Origin of the sequence: Sporosarcina sp. FSL K6-1522 (assembly GCF_038622445.1) — a bacterium.
Lineage (GTDB): Bacteria > Bacillota > Bacilli > Bacillales_A > Planococcaceae > Sporosarcina.
Genome location: NZ_CP152019.1, coordinates 2,182,370 through 2,202,499, shown reverse-complemented (window position 1 = coordinate 2,202,499; position 20,130 = coordinate 2,182,370). Strand labels below are relative to the sequence as shown.

21 protein-coding genes and 1 riboswitch are annotated in these 20,130 nt (G+C 41.8%); of the genes, 6 read left to right on the top strand and 15 right to left on the bottom strand.

The features are described from left to right. Positions 1-277 precede the first annotated feature (277 nt). A complete protein-coding gene (locus MKY34_RS10750; protein ID WP_342510395.1) occupies positions 278-2,125 on the top strand; it encodes an LTA synthase family protein in 1,848 nt (615 codons plus the stop codon). Between the two features lie 45 nt (positions 2,126-2,170). Here MKY34_RS10750 and MKY34_RS10745 read toward each other — a convergent pair whose 3' ends face one another. The 3 genes from MKY34_RS10745 to MKY34_RS10735 form a co-directional block, all read right to left on the bottom strand. Beyond that, complete coding sequence (locus MKY34_RS10745) at positions 2,171-3,385, bottom strand: MFS transporter (protein WP_342510394.1); 1,215 nt, start codon at positions 3,383-3,385, stop codon at positions 2,171-2,173. Between the two features lie 470 nt (positions 3,386-3,855). Beyond that, positions 3,856-4,683 carry an aldo/keto reductase gene (locus MKY34_RS10740; protein ID WP_342510393.1) on the bottom strand — a complete coding sequence of 276 codons (828 nt, stop codon included), beginning with the start codon at positions 4,681-4,683 and terminating at the stop codon, positions 3,856-3,858. Positions 4,684-4,707: 24 nt separating this feature from the next. Continuing rightward, on the bottom strand, positions 4,708-5,907 hold the full coding sequence (locus MKY34_RS10735) for an MFS transporter (protein ID WP_342515153.1): 1,200 nt from the start codon (positions 5,905-5,907) through the stop codon (positions 4,708-4,710). A gap of 187 nt (positions 5,908-6,094) precedes the next feature. On the opposite strand from MKY34_RS10735, the gene MKY34_RS10730 reads away from it, so the two are divergent. Next, positions 6,095-6,469, top strand: coding sequence for a helix-turn-helix domain-containing protein (locus tag MKY34_RS10730; protein ID WP_342515152.1), 375 nt, complete (start codon positions 6,095-6,097; stop codon positions 6,467-6,469). Positions 6,470-6,510: 41 nt separating this feature from the next. Here MKY34_RS10730 and MKY34_RS10725 read toward each other — a convergent pair whose 3' ends face one another. The 8 genes from MKY34_RS10725 to MKY34_RS10690 all read right to left on the bottom strand — a co-directional run bounded on the left by MKY34_RS10725 (position 6,511) and on the right by MKY34_RS10690 (position 12,256). Continuing rightward, positions 6,511-7,029 carry an N-acetyltransferase gene (locus tag MKY34_RS10725; RefSeq protein WP_342515151.1) on the bottom strand — a complete coding sequence of 173 codons (519 nt, stop codon included), beginning with the start codon at positions 7,027-7,029 and terminating at the stop codon, positions 6,511-6,513. 105 nt (positions 7,030-7,134) lie between these two features. Next, on the bottom strand, positions 7,135-8,364 hold the full coding sequence (locus MKY34_RS10720; RefSeq protein WP_342515150.1) for a dicarboxylate/amino acid:cation symporter: 1,230 nt from the start codon (positions 8,362-8,364) through the stop codon (positions 7,135-7,137). A 474-nt stretch (positions 8,365-8,838) separates the two neighbouring features. Continuing rightward, entirely contained in the window at positions 8,839-9,144 is a 306-nt protein-coding gene (locus MKY34_RS10715) for a DUF4870 domain-containing protein (protein ID WP_342515239.1), read from the bottom strand. A gap of 80 nt (positions 9,145-9,224) precedes the next feature. After that, positions 9,225-9,431, bottom strand: coding sequence for a hypothetical protein (locus MKY34_RS10710; RefSeq protein WP_342515238.1), 207 nt, complete (start codon positions 9,429-9,431; stop codon positions 9,225-9,227). A 425-nt stretch (positions 9,432-9,856) separates the two neighbouring features. Continuing rightward, positions 9,857-10,216, bottom strand: a complete 360-nt coding sequence (locus MKY34_RS10705) for a metalloregulator ArsR/SmtB family transcription factor (RefSeq protein WP_342515149.1) — start codon at positions 10,214-10,216, stop codon at positions 9,857-9,859. Beyond that, positions 10,217-10,636, bottom strand: a complete 420-nt coding sequence (locus MKY34_RS10700) for an SRPBCC domain-containing protein (protein WP_342515148.1) — start codon at positions 10,634-10,636, stop codon at positions 10,217-10,219. A 363-nt stretch (positions 10,637-10,999) separates the two neighbouring features. Continuing rightward, a complete protein-coding gene (locus tag MKY34_RS10695; protein WP_342515147.1) occupies positions 11,000-11,482 on the bottom strand; it encodes a PaaI family thioesterase in 483 nt (160 codons plus the stop codon). A gap of 45 nt (positions 11,483-11,527) precedes the next feature. Next, a complete protein-coding gene (locus MKY34_RS10690) occupies positions 11,528-12,256 on the bottom strand; it encodes an AAA family ATPase (RefSeq protein WP_342515146.1) in 729 nt (242 codons plus the stop codon). A gap of 122 nt (positions 12,257-12,378) precedes the next feature. Between MKY34_RS10690 and MKY34_RS10685 the strand changes: the two genes are divergently transcribed. Then, positions 12,379-12,822, top strand: coding sequence for a hypothetical protein (locus tag MKY34_RS10685; protein WP_342515145.1), 444 nt, complete (start codon positions 12,379-12,381; stop codon positions 12,820-12,822). A gap of 1 nt (position 12,823) precedes the next feature. Here the strand turns inward: MKY34_RS10685 and MKY34_RS10680 are convergent, their stop codons facing one another. After that, the gene (locus MKY34_RS10680; RefSeq protein ID WP_342515144.1) at positions 12,824-13,183 is read right to left on the bottom strand and encodes a DUF4181 domain-containing protein; all 360 of its coding nucleotides are present in this window, start codon (positions 13,181-13,183) and stop codon (positions 12,824-12,826) included. 99 nt (positions 13,184-13,282) lie between these two features. Between MKY34_RS10680 and MKY34_RS10675 the strand changes: the two genes are divergently transcribed. Together MKY34_RS10675 and pepF are read left to right on the top strand one after the other, a co-directional pair. Further along, positions 13,283-13,576 carry a hypothetical protein gene (locus tag MKY34_RS10675; protein ID WP_342515143.1) on the top strand — a complete coding sequence of 98 codons (294 nt, stop codon included), beginning with the start codon at positions 13,283-13,285 and terminating at the stop codon, positions 13,574-13,576. Positions 13,577-13,670: 94 nt separating this feature from the next. After that, positions 13,671-15,485, top strand: coding sequence for an oligoendopeptidase F (gene pepF, locus MKY34_RS10670; RefSeq protein WP_342515142.1), 1,815 nt, complete (start codon positions 13,671-13,673; stop codon positions 15,483-15,485). Positions 15,486-15,702: 217 nt separating this feature from the next. Here the strand turns inward: pepF and MKY34_RS10665 are convergent, their stop codons facing one another. The 3 genes from MKY34_RS10665 to MKY34_RS10655 are packed head-to-tail and all read right to left on the bottom strand — an operon-like array spanning position 15,703 to position 18,214. Beyond that, positions 15,703-16,521, bottom strand: a complete 819-nt coding sequence (locus MKY34_RS10665; RefSeq protein ID WP_342515141.1) for a MetQ/NlpA family ABC transporter substrate-binding protein — start codon at positions 16,519-16,521, stop codon at positions 15,703-15,705. An 18-nt stretch (positions 16,522-16,539) separates the two neighbouring features. Further along, positions 16,540-17,211: a methionine ABC transporter permease gene (locus MKY34_RS10660; protein ID WP_342515140.1), complete on the bottom strand. Its 672-nt coding sequence runs from the start codon at positions 17,209-17,211 to the stop codon at positions 16,540-16,542. Then, entirely contained in the window at positions 17,201-18,214 is a 1,014-nt protein-coding gene (locus tag MKY34_RS10655; RefSeq protein ID WP_342515139.1) for a methionine ABC transporter ATP-binding protein, read from the bottom strand. The genes MKY34_RS10660 and MKY34_RS10655 overlap by 11 nt, the downstream gene beginning before the upstream one ends. Before the next feature lie 455 nt (positions 18,215-18,669). Then, a riboswitch (SAM riboswitch) is annotated at positions 18,670-18,780 on the bottom strand. A 160-nt stretch (positions 18,781-18,940) separates the two neighbouring features. On the opposite strand from MKY34_RS10655, the gene MKY34_RS10650 reads away from it, so the two are divergent. After that, positions 18,941-20,104: a pyridoxal phosphate-dependent aminotransferase gene (locus MKY34_RS10650; RefSeq protein ID WP_342515138.1), complete on the top strand. Its 1,164-nt coding sequence runs from the start codon at positions 18,941-18,943 to the stop codon at positions 20,102-20,104. Positions 20,105-20,130 lie beyond the last annotated feature (26 nt).

Sequence of the window (20,130 nt, the reverse complement as noted above, 5' to 3'; positions counted from 1 at the left end):
ATTTATTGTGATAGCATACTATCATATTTTTTATTGGAGCCTTTATCATTTCAACCTAAATAAGAGATCCTTTTCGGCTTCAGCTCGTCTATTAAGGGAGCCTTTAATTTTTTCACTTTCGGGAATCATTATCGTCGTTTGTTCTGTCAATTTTTAAATAGGAATGACATACAGTAATAATTGTGAGAGAAAGCGTTCAACACACACATTTTTTTCGATTTTCTATACATGTTTTGTTACACTAAGATTTGTAGACATTTACTAGGAGGTGCTTAAGGTGAAATGGTTGAACCGTAACGTGAAGTCCATTCTTATACATCCGAATACCATCATTTTAATCCTACTATTCATTAAAATTATCGCCTTCCGCTTAGCCGTTTTTCATAATAAATCAGTTATTCATATTGCACTCATCGAATTCCCACTTTGGGCATTTATGCTATCACTTGTGATTCTATTCGCGAAGAAACGTGCTTGGACGAGCATCTTCCTATTTAACGCCCTATTATCCGTCCTTTTTATTGCGATTATTTATTACACACGCTACTTTTCAACGATTCCATCTTATTACGATTTACAACAACTGTATCAATCGAATTCGGTAGGTGGAACGATTGGCTTGCTAAGCAAACCGTATGATTTCCTATTTTTATTCGACGTGTTGCTGATCATTCCAATTGCATTTTATTTCAAATCAAAAAAAGCGAAACTTTCTGTGCAGTTGAGTAAACGATTAGCCGTGCTATTTGGCTGCATCGGTCTAGTCACAACACTCCTTGCATTCAGGCAGCCACTTATTGACGTTTCCTATTTTGCAAAAGAGAACGGCTATTTACAATCGCAAGCCGTGCAAGTTTTCACACGTAGTTTCGGGACTGCACTTGCCTCTGATAGTAATTTATCCGAACAAGACATTGAAAAGTTAAAGGGCAATGATTATGTTCCATCCACCGAACATAAATCCTATGGCATCGCCAAAGATCGGCATGTATTTGTCATTCAAGTGGAGTCGCTACAAGGCTTTGTGCTCAATAAAAAAGTGAATAACCAGGAGATCACACCGTATCTAAATGCGTTATTAAAGGAAAGTACATACTTCGATAACGTCTATCAGCAAATCGGGGCAGGCAATACATCTGACGCAGAATGGCTGATGCATACGTCCATTTATCCAGAAGGAATGGATCCAACAGTCAACGTCATTAGCGGCGAGCCTGTTCCCTCCTTGCCACGTACGTTGCAAGAGCACGGTTATGGCACTGCGACCTACCATGCAGATGATATTACCTATTGGAGCCGCGAAAAACTCTATCCAGCACTTGGCTTTGAGTACACATATACAGATCAAGAAATTCCAGCTGAGCAGGAAATCGGCTTCGGACCGGCAGATGAAGTATTGTTCAATTTCGTTTCTGACCAACTCCCTGCTCAACTAAAAGCGCATGAAAAAATATACGCCAACATTGTTACACTGACAAGCCATACACCATTTGAAATGCCTGAGCATCTTGAATACCTCTCTTTGCCTGAGAATTACGAGGGCACCTATGTCGGCAATTACTTGCAATCCGTCCGTTATGTAGATGAACAAATCGGAGAATTCATAGAGACGCTAAAAAAAGAAGGGCTGTATGATGACTCATTGATTTTAATTTACGGAGATCATTCAGGTATTCATGGGGCACCGGTCACGAAAAATGATGAGGCCATTCTTTCAGATATACTCGACCATCCGTACAACTTACAAGATCGCTTTACCATTCCAGTGATTTTCACAGGTGGTGGGCTTTTCACAGGAGAAACCATTAGCCATTTAGGTGGACAAATCGACTTAATGCCAACCTTATTGAACTTACTCAGTATTGAGCATAATGCGCAGATGATTGGCCATAATTTGTTTCAGTACAAACATAATTTGCTCGGCATGCGCTACCATTTGCCAGGTAGTTCGTTCATCAACGATAACACGCTCTATGTTGCACCCAGCGCTAAATTGCCAGCAATCTTGTATAACTCAAAAACAATGAAAGAAAAGAACCGGACCAATCAAACACAGCAATCAATCGATAACACCTTAAAAATTATGCAACAATCTGATCAGATTTTGAAATCCTACGGAAAATAAAATGGAGTGATCTTCACAATCGAAGATCACTCCATTTTTATTGTATCACCGCGATTGTTCCAACTTTCGAATGGCAGGAATCATTGCACAGAAGACGGATAACAACAGTACCGCAACTCCCGAGATGGTAAACCAATTATGCACACCTAGCCGATCTGCAAACAAAGCCGATAAAATTAAACCTCCCGGCATCGCCAGCGAAAAAAGACTACCAAGTAAACCAAATACACGTCCCAAATATTCAGGTGCTATCTTTTCTTGAATGAGCGCTGTAAATACCCCATTGAAAAAAGGCGCTGATACCCCCATTAGCATACACATCACCGCAAATGCGATGAAACCATTGACAGACAGTAAGCCTGAAATGGTCAATGCCGCCCCCATTAAAAATAACGAAGCCACAATGCTCATCGCCCGATTTTTAAAGCCACCTGTCACACCGAGGACAACTCCGCCGCTCAACATTCCTACTGCAAACAAAATTTCAACAATCGCAGCGTGCTTCGTTGTCCCTCCAAAGTATTCCATACTCATCAATGGAAATAATGCATTGATTGGCATGTAGATAAACGAATACATCGCTCCAATCCATAGCAAGGCAAATAAGGCTTGATGGCTTTTGAGTATTGCATAGCCCGCCTTCATCTCACCTAACACACTTGTCGTCGCACTCACAACACGCTCATGCTTTGGAATCATTATAAAGACAACTGTTATGCTGGCAATAATAGCCCCAACAATATCGAGATAAATCACTGCTGTTAAATCCCATGCTGCATACATAAATGCCGCTATTGCAGGACTTAAAATAAAACTCACCGATTGAAGCGATTGTGTATACCCCGCACATTTAGTTAGTTGTTCTTCTGGCACTAAAAGTGGTGTAATCGCACCAAGCGCTGGTGTGTGGAAAGCTGTACCTACACTGCGCACAAATAAAATCACCATGACAAGCCAGACCGGTAACTCCATTGTCAAGACGAGAAAGGCCAATAGTCCACCTGCCGCCGCAATAATCAAGTCTGCTCCAATCATCACAAATTTTCGGTTCCATCGATCCACTAATACCCCGATGAAAGAGCCAAATAAAGCTTGTGGCAAAAAGCCGACTATTGCTGCAATCGACAGTACAGCAGCTGAGCCTGTTGTATCTGTTAAATACCAAATAATCGCCATTTGTAACACAGCACTTGTAATTAGCGAAATCGCTTGCCCTGTCCAAATTGTAAAGAAATTCCGTTGCCAGTTGTTATTATTCATTGTGATCTTCTCCTATATTTTTATTGGTAATCTAGTGATTTAGGCAATAAAAAATACAGGCTAAAATCCGCACAATGCGCTTTAGTCTGCATACTTAAAAGAAGAAGTACATATATGATTGACACTCCAGCACAAGTCAAAATTTCTGACATCCACTAGAGATTTAACTTAGCTCGACAGGAAGTTTGTAGTCCTGCCGAGTCAAGTTAATAAGGGCTAGGCACATCCCGCCTAAGCCATCTTCATCTATGTATTCGTAAATAATAAGTATGACAAAAAAGCCCACGTATCGTGTGGAAAAAATCTGCTTTTTATTGCCAACTTACCAAATACGAACATAATACATGAAAACAGCCCCCCTTTTCTTGTTACTTGGAATTATGCCATAGCTTCCATGAGATTACAACTGCTATGTCTATAACAATAGCTTTGTATGCCGTCAAACATACAAAGCTATTGCTTTTGAATAATTAAAAATCAAAGTTATCCGGATCTGGACCTACTCGGTGATTCTGATTCAAGTTATGAATACGTTCCATATCTTCCGCTGTTAATTCGAAATCAAAAATTGTTGCATTTTCAGCAATGCGATGTGCTTTTGTCGATTTTGGAATCGTAACAACGCCATTTTGTAAATCCCAGCGCAAAATGATTTGAGCCACAGACTTCCCGTACTTATCTGCAATTTCTTGAAGATCTTGGTTATCGAGCAATTGACCTGCCATCAGCGGGGACCACGCTTCCAACTGAATACCTTGCTCTTGACAAAAAGCATGCAATTCTTGTTGTGTCAAATGCGGATGGTATTCCACTTGGTTAACCATTGGTTTAATTTCCGCATCTTTCAATAGATCTTCAAGATGATGAATTTGGAAGTTACTGACGCCAATAGCCTTCACTCGCCCTTCTTTATAAAGCGTTTCAAGTGCCCGCCATGTCTCTTTATATTTCCCCACCACAGGCCAGTGAATGAGGTATAAATCCAAATACTCTACGCCTAACTTCTTCAAACTCTCTTCGTAAGCTGCAATGGTCGTTTCATACCCTTGCTCCGCATTCCAAACTTTCGACGTGATAAACACATCTTCCCTCGCAATACCCGCTTCGCGTATCCCTTGTCCAACCCCGACTTCATTACCGTAAATCGTTGCCGTATCAATACTGCGATAACCATGTTGGATCGCTGTTTTTACCGCATCTACGAGTTCTTGCCCTTCTTCCACTTTAAAAACACCAAGACCGAACCAAGGCATTTCCACACCATTATGCAATGTTGTTGTCGATTGTAAGTTTTTCATTTTTAGCTACCTCCATTTTCAAATTTAAGACAGCTTCAATCGCTGCTGATCTTTTCTTTCTAGCATTCGGCTGACCCCTGTTAATATTGCAGCCATCCCGACCATTAGCGCACCAATCCAAGCCGTATGAATGAGCCCTAGTGAATCAGCTATGACTCCTCCTACATATGCGCCCATCGCAATGCCCGCATTAAAGGCAGCTATGTTCATAGCTGAAGCGACGTCCACTGCACTCGGGACAAATCGTTCAGCTAACATGACGACATACACTTGCAGTCCCGGCACGTTCATAAAAGCAAACAAGCCCATGAAAAGTATGGTCACTAAACCAGTCATTTTAAAGGGTGCCGTAAATGTTAATACTAACAGCACAATCGCTTGTGCAATAAACATATAGAACAGTGAACGAATCGGGTTGTTATTCGACAGCTTGCCACCAATCATATTCCCAATGGCAATCGCAATCCCATAAACGAGTAAGATCATCACAATTGCCCCTTGTGTAAATCCCGTAATCGTCTGAAGTAATGGCGATAAGTAAGTGAAGACAACGAACGTTCCTCCATACCCGAGCGCCGTAATGCCCAATACCAATAATATTCGACCATTTGTCACAAGCTTAACCTGATCCCGAATCGTTGTCGGAGGGCTTTGTCGTAAATCAGATGGGATAAGCAAACTGTTCGCGATAAACCCGACAATTCCGATGACAACAATGGCCACAAAGGCAAAGCGCCAACCAAACTGTTGACCAATAAATGTGCCAAATGGAACCCCCGTAATCGTCGCAACCGTTAGTCCTGTAAACATAATCGAAATTGCGCTTGCTCTACGATTTTCAGGAACTAAATCCGCAGCAATCGTCGAACCAATGGACATAAAGACACCATGGGCAAAAGCAGCAATAACACGGCCGATCAATAACACGCTGACGCTCGTCGCACCTGCCGCAATCACGTTCCCTCCTATAAAGATTACCATAATCCATAACAATAAGGACTTCCGTGGCCTCCTAGAAGTAAGTGATGTTAAAACCGGCGCGCCTACCATGACACCCAATGCATACAAAGAAACCGTTAGTCCTGCTGTTGTCATTGATATCATTAAGTCTTGGGCTATCACCGGCAACAGTCCGACACTAACAAATTCTGTTGTCCCAATCGCAAATGCACTGATAGCCAATGCAAGTAGCGCCAACATACTTCGCTTTTTATCTCCAATCATCTTTTCACATCCTGTCTTTTCTTCGCTGTATGATGTAAGTTACAAAGAGCTGAATATCGTATAATTCTACCGGCAAATGTTAGTATGAATCACGGGGATTAAAAAGAAAAGTACGCACTTTAAAGTACGATAGGCACCCAAAAGTGATATAGGTACTTTCAAGTTCCTATAAACGAGGAGGATAACGATGACAAAAAAGAAGTACAACATATCCGTCGAAGCGACATTAGAAGTAATCGGTGGGAAGTGGAAATGTGTCATTCTATGCCACTTAACACACGGAAAAAAACGGACAAGTGAATTGAAACGCCTCATGCCCGACATTACACAAAAAATGCTCACGCAACAATTACGAGAGCTAGAGGCAGATGGCGTCATTAATCGGATTTCTTATAACCAAGTACCACCAAAAGTAGAATATGAACTAAGTGAATACGGTTTAAGTTTAGAAAGTATATTAGAAGCGCTATGTGCATGGGGAGACGTTCATATTACAAAGGTATATGGAGATAAATTCTCTGTCCTAGAGGACGGTATCTTAAACGATAAGCTGAAATCATAATTTATATAAAAACGAGATTCCACGTAAGCGGAATCTCGTTTTTATACCCCCATAAATGCTTCTGGGTACTGGACTGTCCCCTGCGCATTGTCCAGCGCACCATGTTGCAGTTCCATGACCATAAATGCTTCATCCGGCACATCGAATGGTGCTTTGATGCCCTTGCCACTCGCTAGCGTAAAACCGAATTTCGGATAATAATCGCTATGCCCTAACACAACAACAGATGCGTAGCCAAGCTCCTGACTGCGTTTCAAACCCTCTTTGATTAACAATGAACCTATGCCTTTGTGTTGAAAATCCGGTTTCACTGCCATTGGTGCCAGTGCCAATGACTGCACAGCCCCTACCGTTGTTTCAATATGAATGACACTAAAAAGAATATGGCCGATGATTTCCCGCTTGTCGCTTTCAGCTACCAACGATAGTTCTGGAATAAAGGCATCGGATCCTCGAAGGTTAGCAATGAGCTCCGACTCCCCTTCTTGCCCAAAAGCAAGATCATTCACTTCTTTTATAACCGCAAAATCTCGCGGTTGCTCTACTCGAATAACTGTCAAAATTGTTCCTCCTTTCTCTATGTACTGTACACCACTAGTATACAACGATTTGACACAAAAAACGGCTTACGCTTTCCCATTTGCGTAAGCCGTTTTTCATTTACATTAATCTGTCGGAACGACTTCAATCTCAATTCGATCTTTCTCAGTACCCGCAACAACAACTGCAGCAGATGCATCTCCGACAACATTCACGCTTGTGCGCATCATATCCAAAACTCGGTCGATTCCGGCAATCAACGCAATTCCTTCGAGCGGCATATTGACGGAGGTTAACACCATTGCTAGCATAATCATGCCCGCCCCAGGAACTCCTGCTGTACCAATTGACGCCAAAATGGTGATTAAAACAACCGTAAGCAATTGTGTAAATGACAAATTCAAATTATAAAACTGGGCAATGAAAATCACCGCTACCCCTTGATAAATCGCCGTTCCATCCATGTTAACCGTTGCCCCTAACGGCAGGACAAAACTTGAAATCTTATTCGGCACACCGAGGTTTTCATTCGTATTTTTAATGGTGACAGGCAATGTGCCTGAACTACTCGCGGTACTAAATGCGACAAGGGCTGCTGGCGAAATACCTTTAAAAAACTTTACGGGACTCATTTTCCCCCACGTCTTCACAGCAGCTGAATATACAATCGCAGCGTGAAGAATACACGCAACGTACACAGCGATAATCACTTTGACAAGCGGCAATAACACAGAAAGTCCATACTGCCCGACAACTGGCGCGAGTAGACCCAAAACACCAATGGGTGCCACTTTCATAACAATCCCCGTAACTTTGTACATGACCTCTGCAAACCCTTCAAAAAATCGATAGACGGGTTGTGCTTTCTCCCCAACTAACGTAATAGCTATCCCGATGAACAAGGCGAAAAAAATGATTTGCAATACATTTCCTGTTGCTAATGCCGTGAACGGATTTTCAGGAATAATATTCAACATCGTCGTAATGGCACTTTGCGGTTCTTGCGCAGCCGCTTCAGGTATACTCAAACCTTCTGTCGATAGCGTAACGCCCTTACCTGGGGAGATTAAAAATGCAACCGCAAGACCAATAACGATTGCTACTGCCGTTGTCGCTAAATAGTAGGCAACCGTTTTCACCCCAATTCTACCGAGCTGTTTCGGATCAGATGTCCCCGCAACCCCAACGACCAATGTCGATAAAATCAGCGGCGCAATGATGAATTTAATGAGCCGTAAAAACAAATCCCCAAACGGTTTCAGGAAATCAATCGAATTACCGAAAATACTACCTAAAATGATTGCCAAGACAAATGCGATAAAAATTTGGGTCACAAGATTGAACTTGATTTTCATATCTCTCTCCCTTCTTTTTTCACCTACTTCATCCTATACAATTTCGAACCCTAACATGAATAAATCAATTACGCCTCGGCGTAATTACGTCTAGATTCTTTTCGAGCTCGGGACCTACAGGAAGTAGGTCATGGGGGCGTTGCCAATCGAACTCCAAAGGGTTCGATTGGCCTTGTTTCTGTGTTCTTGCAGAAATTAAGGCACCTCCCTTCAGGACGCGGCGAACTTAGGTTACCTTCCCAAGCTCCTCTAAAAAATCTATGACATCCGCCGGAGGCTTTATCTTCGTTTAGCAGGTGTTTGAACACCCACTGAACAGGAAACAAAAACGCATTCATCTCGCCACCTATCGAGGTGGGAGTTTTCTGTAGCTGACGCTTCGCTTTCAGTACAAAATAATTTGCTGAATGAAGATAAAAAAGACACATCCCGTATAAACCACAGTACAGGATGCGTCTTTATTTTATTGTTTACTTAAAACCATCTACCTACAATCGGATAATTATACGTTTCGCCACTCAAAGACTTGATTATGCCCATGATTGGAATAATAATCGTCATTAAAATAAACACAATGAGGAATGGAATACCAATTAGAATGAAACTTAACACGGCCGAAACTGTGATGAGTACTCCCATAACAAGTTGGAATAATACCGCCTGTATCGCTACCCGTTTCACTTCTCGATCATTAATCACAAGATATATGATAAACGGGACTAAGAATGGCATGAAGAAAGCACTCGCATGCACCAACACTTTCAATCCTGTATTCTCCATAGAATAATTTTTACTTTCCATATAACAAACCTCCCTAATCTTTCTAATACCTTATTATACGGATGAGAGAAAAGGAAGTTTCACTTTTTTAATTCTAAAACATGATTCTGCCCAGTTGTATAATCCAATTTCATTTTTTCCAATTCGAGTTTCATCTTTTCTGTTTCGATAATAAAATTTTGCTGTTTTAATTTTTCCAATTCGATTTCTTCACGAATCATTTCAGCTTTAATTTTCACGATTCTTCGCTTATGATCTGTGATAATTGCTGTAATCGGTATACTCATAACAATCGCCACGATAATAATCCCTTCAAACAATCCAATCACTCCCCATTCACTAAATAGTCTGCAATGTCTATTTTACTCGCTCTTTCTCCCTTCCGAAAGAGTGTTTCCAAAATAATTGGGCATACTTTTATCTTCATTCAGCAAATTATTTTGTACTGAAAGCGAAGCGTCAGCTACAGAAAACTCCCACCTCGATAGGTGGCGAGATGAATGCGTTTTTGTTTCCTGTTCAGTGGGTGTTCAAACACCTGCTAAACGAAGATAAAGCCTCCGGCGGATGTCACAGATTTTTTAAAGGAGCTTTTCGAGCAAGCTCGAAAAAATCTGGACGCAATTACACCGAGGCGTAATTGATTATCGATTGTAGAAAATGAAAGTATCTAATTGATATTTCGCACTAAAAAACAAGCATGATAAAAACATTAATCATGCTTGTTTTTGATAACCGCAACAAATTCAGCTTTTTCATTTTCAATAACTTTTTTAAGGACAGACAATTTGTCATCCCAAAATTGATCAAAGAATTCAAGCCATGACTGCAATGTTTGCAACGGCTGTGCTTCTAAACAAAATAGCTTTTCACGCCCGACTTTTTGTGACGTGACAAGCCCCGCCGATTCTAACACGTGAAGATGCTTGGTTACTGCCGTTCTGCTCATTGTGAAGTGGCTGCTAATGATCGTAATCGATAATTTTTTGTCTGCAAGCAATTCAAGCAATTTACGCCGCGTCGGATCAGCGATTGCTTGAAAAACATCGTACTTTTGGGACTCATCAGCCATTTAGGCCTCAACAACCGTTTTCAGTTTTGCCACAAGTCCATCCCATCCGCTCGACATACGTGAACGTACTTCTGCATGTGGCTCGCCAAATTCCGTCTGCTTGTCCTCATCCCACCCAGCATGAATCAAGGTCAATTCAGTTTGGCCATCTTGTTCTGCCAACTCAAATGTGATGAGCCATTCCGCTCCCCACTCAAAAGATAAGCGGTTTGGTGAATTCACTTCCACCACTTTACACGCTGAATTGCCCCACGGCCCTGCCTGTAAGATAAATTCCTTTCCTTCAATCGGTTGCATATCATTCGGCATAAACCAAGCCCCAATGCCTTCAGCCGTCGCGACAAATCCCCAAACTTTTTCGATTGGTGCATCGATCATAATCGTTTTTCGTACCTCAGCAACATTTTCTTGAATGGACATATTATTTCCTCCTTAATAATCAAACACAAAACCATTTGGTTGCATATCGAATTATACGCAACCAAATGGTTTCATGTCAACTCATATTCAGCTTCTTATCTATGGGTCACCTATATGTACCAATTGTTATCTGATTCGTTCCTCCACTAATAAATGAATCAAATCACTCTCACGTTTTCCACCCATGACAATCATGAATATTGCTACGAATATTTCAACTATTATTTTCATCACATTTTCCCTCCTTGTTACATGTGCTCCGCAGGAATCCCAACCAGTCTACCCAATTATTCAGATGATATTCATTTTTTCATGACAAAAAAGCCGACTGCACATGGCAATCGACTTGTTTATACACGACTATTATTTACTCGCAAATGTGGCAGGCATAACAACGCCAACGACTTCCCCTGTTGCGCATAGCGTGTCGTCTGCAAATACTTCTACAGATACTTTCCATTTCTTCGGATGAATTTCTTCCACTTTCCCAACCGCCTTCAACAAAGCCCCATGTGGCGTGGGTTTTACATAATTCACATTCAAAGAGGCCGTCACAAAACGCGGCGGTTCTTCTTCACTCCCCGGTTCATGCCCATTTTTCCGATGAAGTGCCAGTGCGCATGATCCCGTCCCATGACAATCGACAAGCGAGGCAATCAATCCACCATAGACAAACCCTGGAATCGCAATATGCTTGTCCGACGGCTCATAATACGTTACCGTCTCTTCGCCGTTCCAACTTGTCCGAAAATGATAGCCGTCTTCGTTTAAGCGCCCACACCCGAAACACCATGCAAAATCAGCTGGATAGTCATCTTGAATTGCATACACTACTTCTGTTGTCATCTCATCATCCCCCATTCCACAATCATTATAACATTCCGACAACCATTAATCTCCCAAAATATCCTTCAAAAATTTCTCCCGATGATCTAAATAATACTTCGTGATTTGATAGTGCTCCGTCATTTCATATCGTGTTTCTTTAATTTCTCCATCATCAAAACTCAAAATTGTCGCATCTGGATAGCCTAAAATAATCGGTGAATGCGTGGCTATGATGAACTGACAATCTTCCTCCTGCACAAGATCATGCATAACACGCAAAAACGTCAATTGTCTTTGAGGTGATAAGGCGGCTTCCGGCTCATCGAGTAAATAAATCGCCCTGCCTTGAAAGCGATTCAGAAACAAAGACAGAAACGACTCTCCATGTGACTGATGATGCAAGGATTTTCCGCCGTAAGCTTGATAAGACCCACCTCTTTGCTGCGCCATGTCATCAACATGTGAAGCAAATTGATAAAATGACTCCGCTCGCAAAAAGAAACCATTTGTCACTTTCGGCATCCACGACAAACGAAGATAATCACTCAACGCACTTTCTGACGCATCTACATCATATGTATTATTCCTGCCTCCACCAGCTGGATTAAATCCACATAAATCTGCAATCCCCTCAAGTAGCGTGGACTTACCCGAGCCATTTTCCCCAACAAAAAAGGTAACCTTTGACGTTAAATCCAGTTCCGTCATGGACTGAATGGCTGGAATCGAAAAAGGATACGTCTCTTTCGATACATCTTCTTCATATAAAAGTGTGACTTTTTTCAAAAACAAGCAGTCGTCCTCCTAACCTAAATTTTTTCAAGCAATCAAGCATACGATTTAAAGTTACTATCACGCTACGAACAAGCATCACCTGCGTATACTACAGAAACGACTTGCAGGAGGAATAGAATATGAAAACAAGAGCACTCCTACTCATTGCGATTATGATTGGCGGTGCCTATGCGCTGATGCAATCAGCCAATGACTATGATGAGAAGAACTTTATAGCGCTACTCGATGCCACACAGCCGCCCTTCATCTCCATGATTTTCACCCAGCCATCTACCTTTGGTTCGGATGAAGAAGTATGGACTATTGATAATGCAGCGGAAATCGACAACTTGCTAACTTTTCTTCAAGATTACCACGTTCGGAAATTAAAGCCTGAAGAGATTGTAGTAAATGATAACATTGAACACTTCAGCATTCAGTTGCAGGATGCAAATAATAACAGCATCACCATTTTGGTCAATGAAAACCTCATTATCCAAAACGCTTCGCTGTACTACGAAATCGTTGACGGCCCATTAGATGTTGACTGGCTTGTACAATTTTTCATGCACAATCGTATTTAAATCAAGGTAAAATACCAGACCAATAGACCGTTAGAAACATAAGTGTCAATACAAAAATCGAATACAATTCCGAGAACCACCGATTTGCAGCTCTATTAAATTGCCATTCCATAAATACTCTAAACAACGAGGATGCGTAATAGAAAGAGATGTACCAGTAGAACATCTTCAATGACTCGGATTCCAGTCCCATTCCGATTATTAAACCAACAAGTAAGAGAAAAATAACACTCCCTTCAACAACCTTTACGCGTTTACTTTTGTTGTTTTCCGAAGTAATCGTAATCTTTTTTCTTAATAAACGCTCACCAACAAACAACAGAGGAATAAGAATGATACTAACTATCAGAAGTCCCTTCACGCCAACCTCCCCTTCCCAACATACGTACTTACTACATTTACGTTCTATTTACCATTCAGTTTCAACTCCTATATACTAAAGATAAAGGAGTGAACAGTAATGGATTTTAAAACAATCGACGAACAAGTCATTCAAAAATATCAAGAGGATGAACAGCTGATGATTCGGTTATTTGTACAATGGTGTGCCAATCATCAGCTTGATCCGCACGAATTGTACAAGCGCGCCTACCCCGAACAACCGGTAAATGCGGCCATGCAGTTGATTATAGAAGATGACGACGAAGAGCCTATTCATATTGACCACGAAACGATGCTCGATGTGCTACAACTTTTCGGCAATGAAGACCTAGCTTTTGTCGTAGCAGATGCAATAGAACGACTGCCTAAATAATGACTAACTATTCCCATTCGTCTTTTTACTTTTCTCCTAGTCTACTATATACTAGTATTTAGTTCGATACCCGTAATATAAAGGAGCGATTGCATTGGTCAAAAGTTTACCAAAACGGTCAGATGTAAAAGTAGAAGAAACGTGGAATTTACAAGATCTTTTTGCAACAGAGGAAGACTATCATGCAGCAATTGTTGCACTTGAGGCGTCCGTTGATGCATTTGCAGAAAAATTCAACGGAAAAATAACCGATGCTACCTCGGTCACTGATGCATTAAAAGGCTATGAAGCCATCTACGAGCAAATCGTTCCCATCGGTACCTATACAAGCTTATCTTCTAGTACAGACCAAACGGATGACGCAGCACAAATGCGTGCTAGCAAATACGGCTCAACCGCCGCCAAAATCAATAGCAAACTGTCCTTCGTCGACAGCGAACTTGCCGAGTTACCAGTTGAAACGTTAAAAGAAGCGATGCAACAATGCGCTGACTTTAAAAATTACTTAGAGAAATTAATTCGTCAAAAAAAGCATCAATTACATCCTGAAGTCGAGAAAACGCTAGCGGCATTTTCTTCAACATTCAACGGGCCTTACGGTTTATACAACACAACCAAAATGGTCGATATGGCATTCGATGATTTTGAAGCAGATGGCCAATCGTATCCACTCAGCTATGTTTCCTTCGAAGGCGATTGGGAGTCAGAAGCGGATACGACTAAACGTCGCGCCGCATTTAAAGCTTTCTCTGCAACATTAAAAGATTATCAGCATACAACGGCAAAAACGTATGATATGCACTTGCAAATTGAAAAAACAACCGCTGATGTACGTGGCTACGATACGATTTTCGACTACTTATTGTTCAACCAAGAAGTCGATAAATCCATGTATGACCGCCAAATCGATTTGATCACCAAAGAACTAGCACCACATATGCGCAAGTATGCCAAGCTGCTTCAAAAAATCCATGGGCTCGATAAAATGACCTTTGCTGACTTGAAAATTCCGCTTGATCCAACATATGAGCCTACCATTACAATCGAAGAATCCAAGCAGTATATCGACAATGCACTGGCGATTATGGGTGACGATTATTTAAACATGGTCAACCGCTCTTATGAAGAACGATGGATTGACTTCGCGCAAAACAAAGGGAAATCAACAGGTGCCTTCTGTTCAAGCCCTTATGGCAATCATCCCTATATCCTTATTTCATGGACAGGTAGCATGGAAGATGTTTTCGTCCTTGCACATGAGCTAGGACATGCAGGTCATTTCTACAATGCCAACCGTGAGCAAAATATCTTCAATGCGCGACCGTCCCTTTACTTCATCGAAGCACCGTCAACGATGAATGAAATGCTCGTCGCCAATCACTTGCTGAAAAACTCAGATGATCCGAAATTCAAACGTTGGGTCATTTCGTCCATCGTTGCACGTACCTACTACCACAACTTCGTCACGCATTTACTAGAAGCTGCTTATCAGCGCAAAGTCTATGAGCGTATCGATGCTGGCGGAAGCGTCAATGCGACTATCTTGAATGACTTGAAACGTAGCGTACTGGAAGAATTCTGGGGAGAAGACGTTGATATTTCAGAGGGTGCTGAACTAACATGGATGCGCCAGCCACACTATTACATGGGCCTGTATCCATACACATACAGTGCGGGACTGACGATTTCCACACAAGTATCCAAACGCATCCTAGCAGAAGGACAATCAGCTGTCGATGACTGGCTTGAAGTCTTACAAACAGGCGGTACAAAATCACCCGCCGACCTCGCCAAAATGGCAGGTGTCGACATTACAACCGACCAACCGCTACGCGATACCATCGCCTATATCGGCGAGTTGATTGATCAACTTGTAGTACTGACTGAGGAAATCGAAGCAGGCGAATAAAATACGCTTCAATGAACAACAGCCCACCCCTATGCTGCGACCTGCACAATGGGTTGGGCTGTTCTTTTGCACTAATAGTTCGGCGGCTTTCGATTACAGTTCACGCAAATACCAGGACAATCCACGCTTTCACTGACAACGAAACCAGAACCCCTTCATAAAATCAGAAAAACCATCCAAGTCACTCCCCACTTGGATGGTTTCGCTATTCAATCGATTATTGCATCCACTCTGGTTTCCCAAAGCCTTTGAATTCCTCATCAATTACTTTTTCAAATTGCTCAGATTCAACAATTTCAATAATATCTTTCGCAAATTGCTTCTCTAGATTTTCAGTTTTCACTGCTACGACATTGCGATATTGATCAGGCATGTTTTCTAATGCCAATGCATCTAGTAAATCCATTCCCGCTGACAATGCAAAGTTACCTGGTACTGCTGCTAAATCTGTACTTTCGACCGAACGTGGAAGTTGCCCTGACTCAATTGGTACAAACTTCAAGTTTTTCTCATTTACTGTGATATCTTTTTCAGATGCTTTTAATAACTCGATATTCGGGTCAAATTCAATTAGCCCTTCATCTTGTAGGACAATTAACGCACGAGCCGCATTAACAGGGTCATTCGGTAATGTGATTTGTGAACCATCTTTAATCTCATCAATCGACTTGAATGTGTTCGAAAAGATCCCCATTGGCGCTGTTGGTACGATGATCAACCTCGATAATTCGAAATTATTTTCTTTAACAACGTTGTCTAAATACGTTGTGTTTTGAAATAAGTTTGCATCGATTTCTCCATTATTCAGTGCTTGGTTCGGCTGAATATAATCACTAAACTCTTTCAATTCAACTTTATAGCCCTTCTCCTCTAATCCAGGGATGATTGCTTTTTTCAACATTTCACTATACGGTCCCGCTGTAGCACCGAGTATTAGAGACTTCTCATCTGCCGAATCTTTTTTGTCTTTTCCTCCACAAGCAGCTAATGCAGCTACAAGAACAATCATCATACAAGTCAGTAACAACTTTTTCATCATACATTCTCTCCTCTATTATCGTTTATCGACTGATTTTGAAATCCAGTCCCCTGCCAATTGAATAATTTGGACAAGCACAATCAAAATAATGACCGTCACAACCATAATCGTGTTGTCATAACGGTAGTAACCGTAGCGGATGGCCAAGTCTCCAATTCCGCCCCCACCGACAACCCCCGCCATCGCGGAGTAGGCAACTAAGCTGATGACCGTCAACGTCAGTCCTTGAATAATACTGGACTTAGCCTCCGGCAATAATACATTGCGGATAATCATCCAAGGGCTTGCCCCAATTGAAATTGCCGCTTCAATGACACCTTTATCAATTTCCCGAAGCGAAGTCTCCACAATTCGTGCAAAAAATGGAATGGCCGCTGCCGATAAGGAGACACTAGCCGCTGTTGGACCAATGGACGTCCCAACAAGAAATGTCGTCAAAGGAATCAGTGCCACTAGTAAAATGATATATGGGACGGAACGAACCATATTGACAATAAAACCAAGAACCGACTTCACTGCAATATTTTCTAGGAATAATCCCTTATCCGTCACAAACAGTAAAATCCCCAATGGAAGCCCGATGATCAACGCGACCACCAACGAAATCCCTACCATGAAAAGCGTTTCACCAAATGCCTTTGTCATATCGGGTAACAATTCGATAATATGCTGCATATCAATTCCCATTCTTAATCACCTCCACATGTACATGGCGAGATGACAGATACGCAATCGCTTGCTCGACATCAGCTGTTTCCCCTAGTAGCTCCATCACAAAAATCCCAAGCGGCATTTCTTGAATATACTCAATCGAGCCATGCAAGAAATTCCCTTGCACCTGAAACTGCTGAATCATATCAGAAATGACACCTTCCCCAGCCACACCGCCTTTAAACAGCAATTTCACAATACGCCCTGTGCAATTCGCTAAAATAGCTTCTGGGACATCAAAGGATACCACGCTGCTAATAAATTCTTTTGTCAACGCTGTTTTGGGAGCTGAAAAGATATCATAAACCTGTCCTTCTTCAATCACCCTACCGTTCTGCATAATCGCCATGCGATCACAAATCTCTTTTACGACATGCATTTCATGAGTGATTAGCACAATGGTGATTTGCAACTCGCGATTGATTTTTTTCAACAAGCGTAAGATCGACAAGGTCGTGTTTGGGTCCAATGCGGATGTTGCTTCATCACATAGCAACACAGAGGGATTATTTGCCAGTGCTCGAGCAATCCCGACACGCTGCTTTTGTCCTCCACTCAGTTGCCCCGGATAGACATCTCGTTTCTCAGCCAACCCTACCATCTCGAGAAGCTCAGTCACTCGGCCACTGATTTTATTTTCGGGCATTTTTGCAGCGCGCAATGCAAACGCAATATTTTCATACACCGTCTTTTGGCTAATTAAATAAAAATGTTGAAAAATCATGCCGATTTTCAACCGGGCTTGCCGCAAACTTTTGCCCCTTAACTTGGTCAAATTGACGCCATCTATTAAAATCGTACCGCTCGTCGGCTTTTCCAAGAGATTCAAACAGCGAATCAATGAACTTTTCCCCGCCCCTGAATAGCCAACAATCCCAAAAACTTCACCGGTGGCAATGTCGAGGGATACATCGTCTACACCTTTCACAAGTCGTTCTTTTGTTTTGTATACTTTCGATACATTTTGAATTTGAATCATGGGTATTCTCCTCTTTCTATAACAATCAATTACGCCTCGGCGTAATTGCGTCCCAGATTTTGAATCGAGCGAGCTCGATTCAAAATCTGGGACATCCGCCGGAGGCTTGGGCCAACAGGATGTTGGTCATGTAGGCGTTGCCAATCGAACAGCGAAGGGTTCGATTTGCCGTATTTCTGTGTTTTTTGCAGAAATTAAGGCACCGCTTTTTGGACGTGGCGACCTAAGCCTGCGTACCTCTATCGTTCAGCTAGCGTTTGGACACCTACTGAGCAAGAAAATAAAACTTCATTCATCTCACCACCTATAAAGATGGAGTCTTCTGTAGCTGACGCTTCGCTTTCAGTACAAAAAGATTTGCTGAATGAAGATAAAAGCGCCGAACTAGTTATTATTTCCATATAAAAAAAACGCCTCTTTCATCATTAGAAAGAAGCACCGAATAAATTCGTTTCAGCTCATCTTTCAGAATGAAATTCACTCTGTAGGAGTTAGCACCTTCCTTGTTCCATACAAGGGGTTGCTGGACGTCATCGGGCCTATCCCTCGGTCTCTCTTGATAAGTTATCTATGCAGTTTTAAGTATAGCTTATATAGTAATCTGAAATAATAGGATTGTCAACCTTCTCTATATTATTAAGGTTTTAGCGAATATTGCTATTACGTTGATAACTCCTGTATACTAACAGATAATTAATTCACTACGTAGAAAAAGAGGGGTATCTCATGACACTTTCAAATCGACTCAAAAATTTACCACCGCATTTCTTTTCATCTCTTGTCAAAAATGTTCAAGATGCTCTTGCCGAAGGGCGAGATGTCATTAATTTAGGACGCGGCAATCCTGACCAACCGACACCACCGCATATTGTTAAAGCACTGCAACAAGCGGTTGAGAATCCAGCCACCCATGGCTACTCGCCTTTCAGAGGCATTGCTGAATTCAAACAAGCTGCTGCCGACTTTTACAAACGAGAATACAATGTCGACATCGACCCTAACACAGAAGTGGCGGTGCTATTTGGGACAAAACCGGGATTAGTTGAGCTCCCCCTCGCCCTGATGAATGAAGGAGAATTACTGTTATTACCTGATCCGGGCTATCCCGATTATTTGTCCAGCGTAAGCTTAGCGGACATTCAATATGATACGTTTCCATTGTTAGCAGAAAATGATTTTCTACCCGACTACTCAACTTTTTCTGATGAACAAAAAAAGGCCAAATTGATGTATTTAAACTATCCGAACAACCCAACAAGTGCTACAGCTACATTGCCCTTCTTCGAAGAAACCGTTGCCTTAGCTAAAGCGAACAACATCACCATTATGCATGACTTCGCTTACGGTGGAATTGGTTTTGACGGCAAAAAGCCAATCAGCTTCCTGCAAGCTGAAGGCGCAAAAGAAGTCGGCATCGAAATGTACACTTTGTCAAAAACGTATAATATGGCCGGCTGGCGTGTCGGTTTCGCAGTTGGTAATGCTGAAATTATCAATGCGATTGGATTATTGCAAGATCATTTATTCATCGATATCTTCCCAGCCATTCAGCTCGCTGCTGCCGAAGCGTTATCTGGCAGTCAAGACTGTGTTCAAGAACTCATCGCACTTTACGAAAGTCGTCGAAATGTGCTAATCGCCGAATGTCAACGAATTGGCTGGGATGTAGTCGCACCAAACGCTTCTTTCTTTGCATGGCTACCCGTTCCAACTGGCTATACAAGCGAATCCTTTACCGAGCTGTTATTGAAAAAAGCTGACGTAGCCGTTGCACCGGGGCATGCATTTGGCAAAAAAGGCGAAGGTTATATACGCGTGGGGCTCTTGGAGACAGAAGATCGTTTGAAAGAAGCCATCGCACGTATTGAAAAGCTGAACTTGTTTTCATAATCAAAAAAACTGACGGACTTCTAACA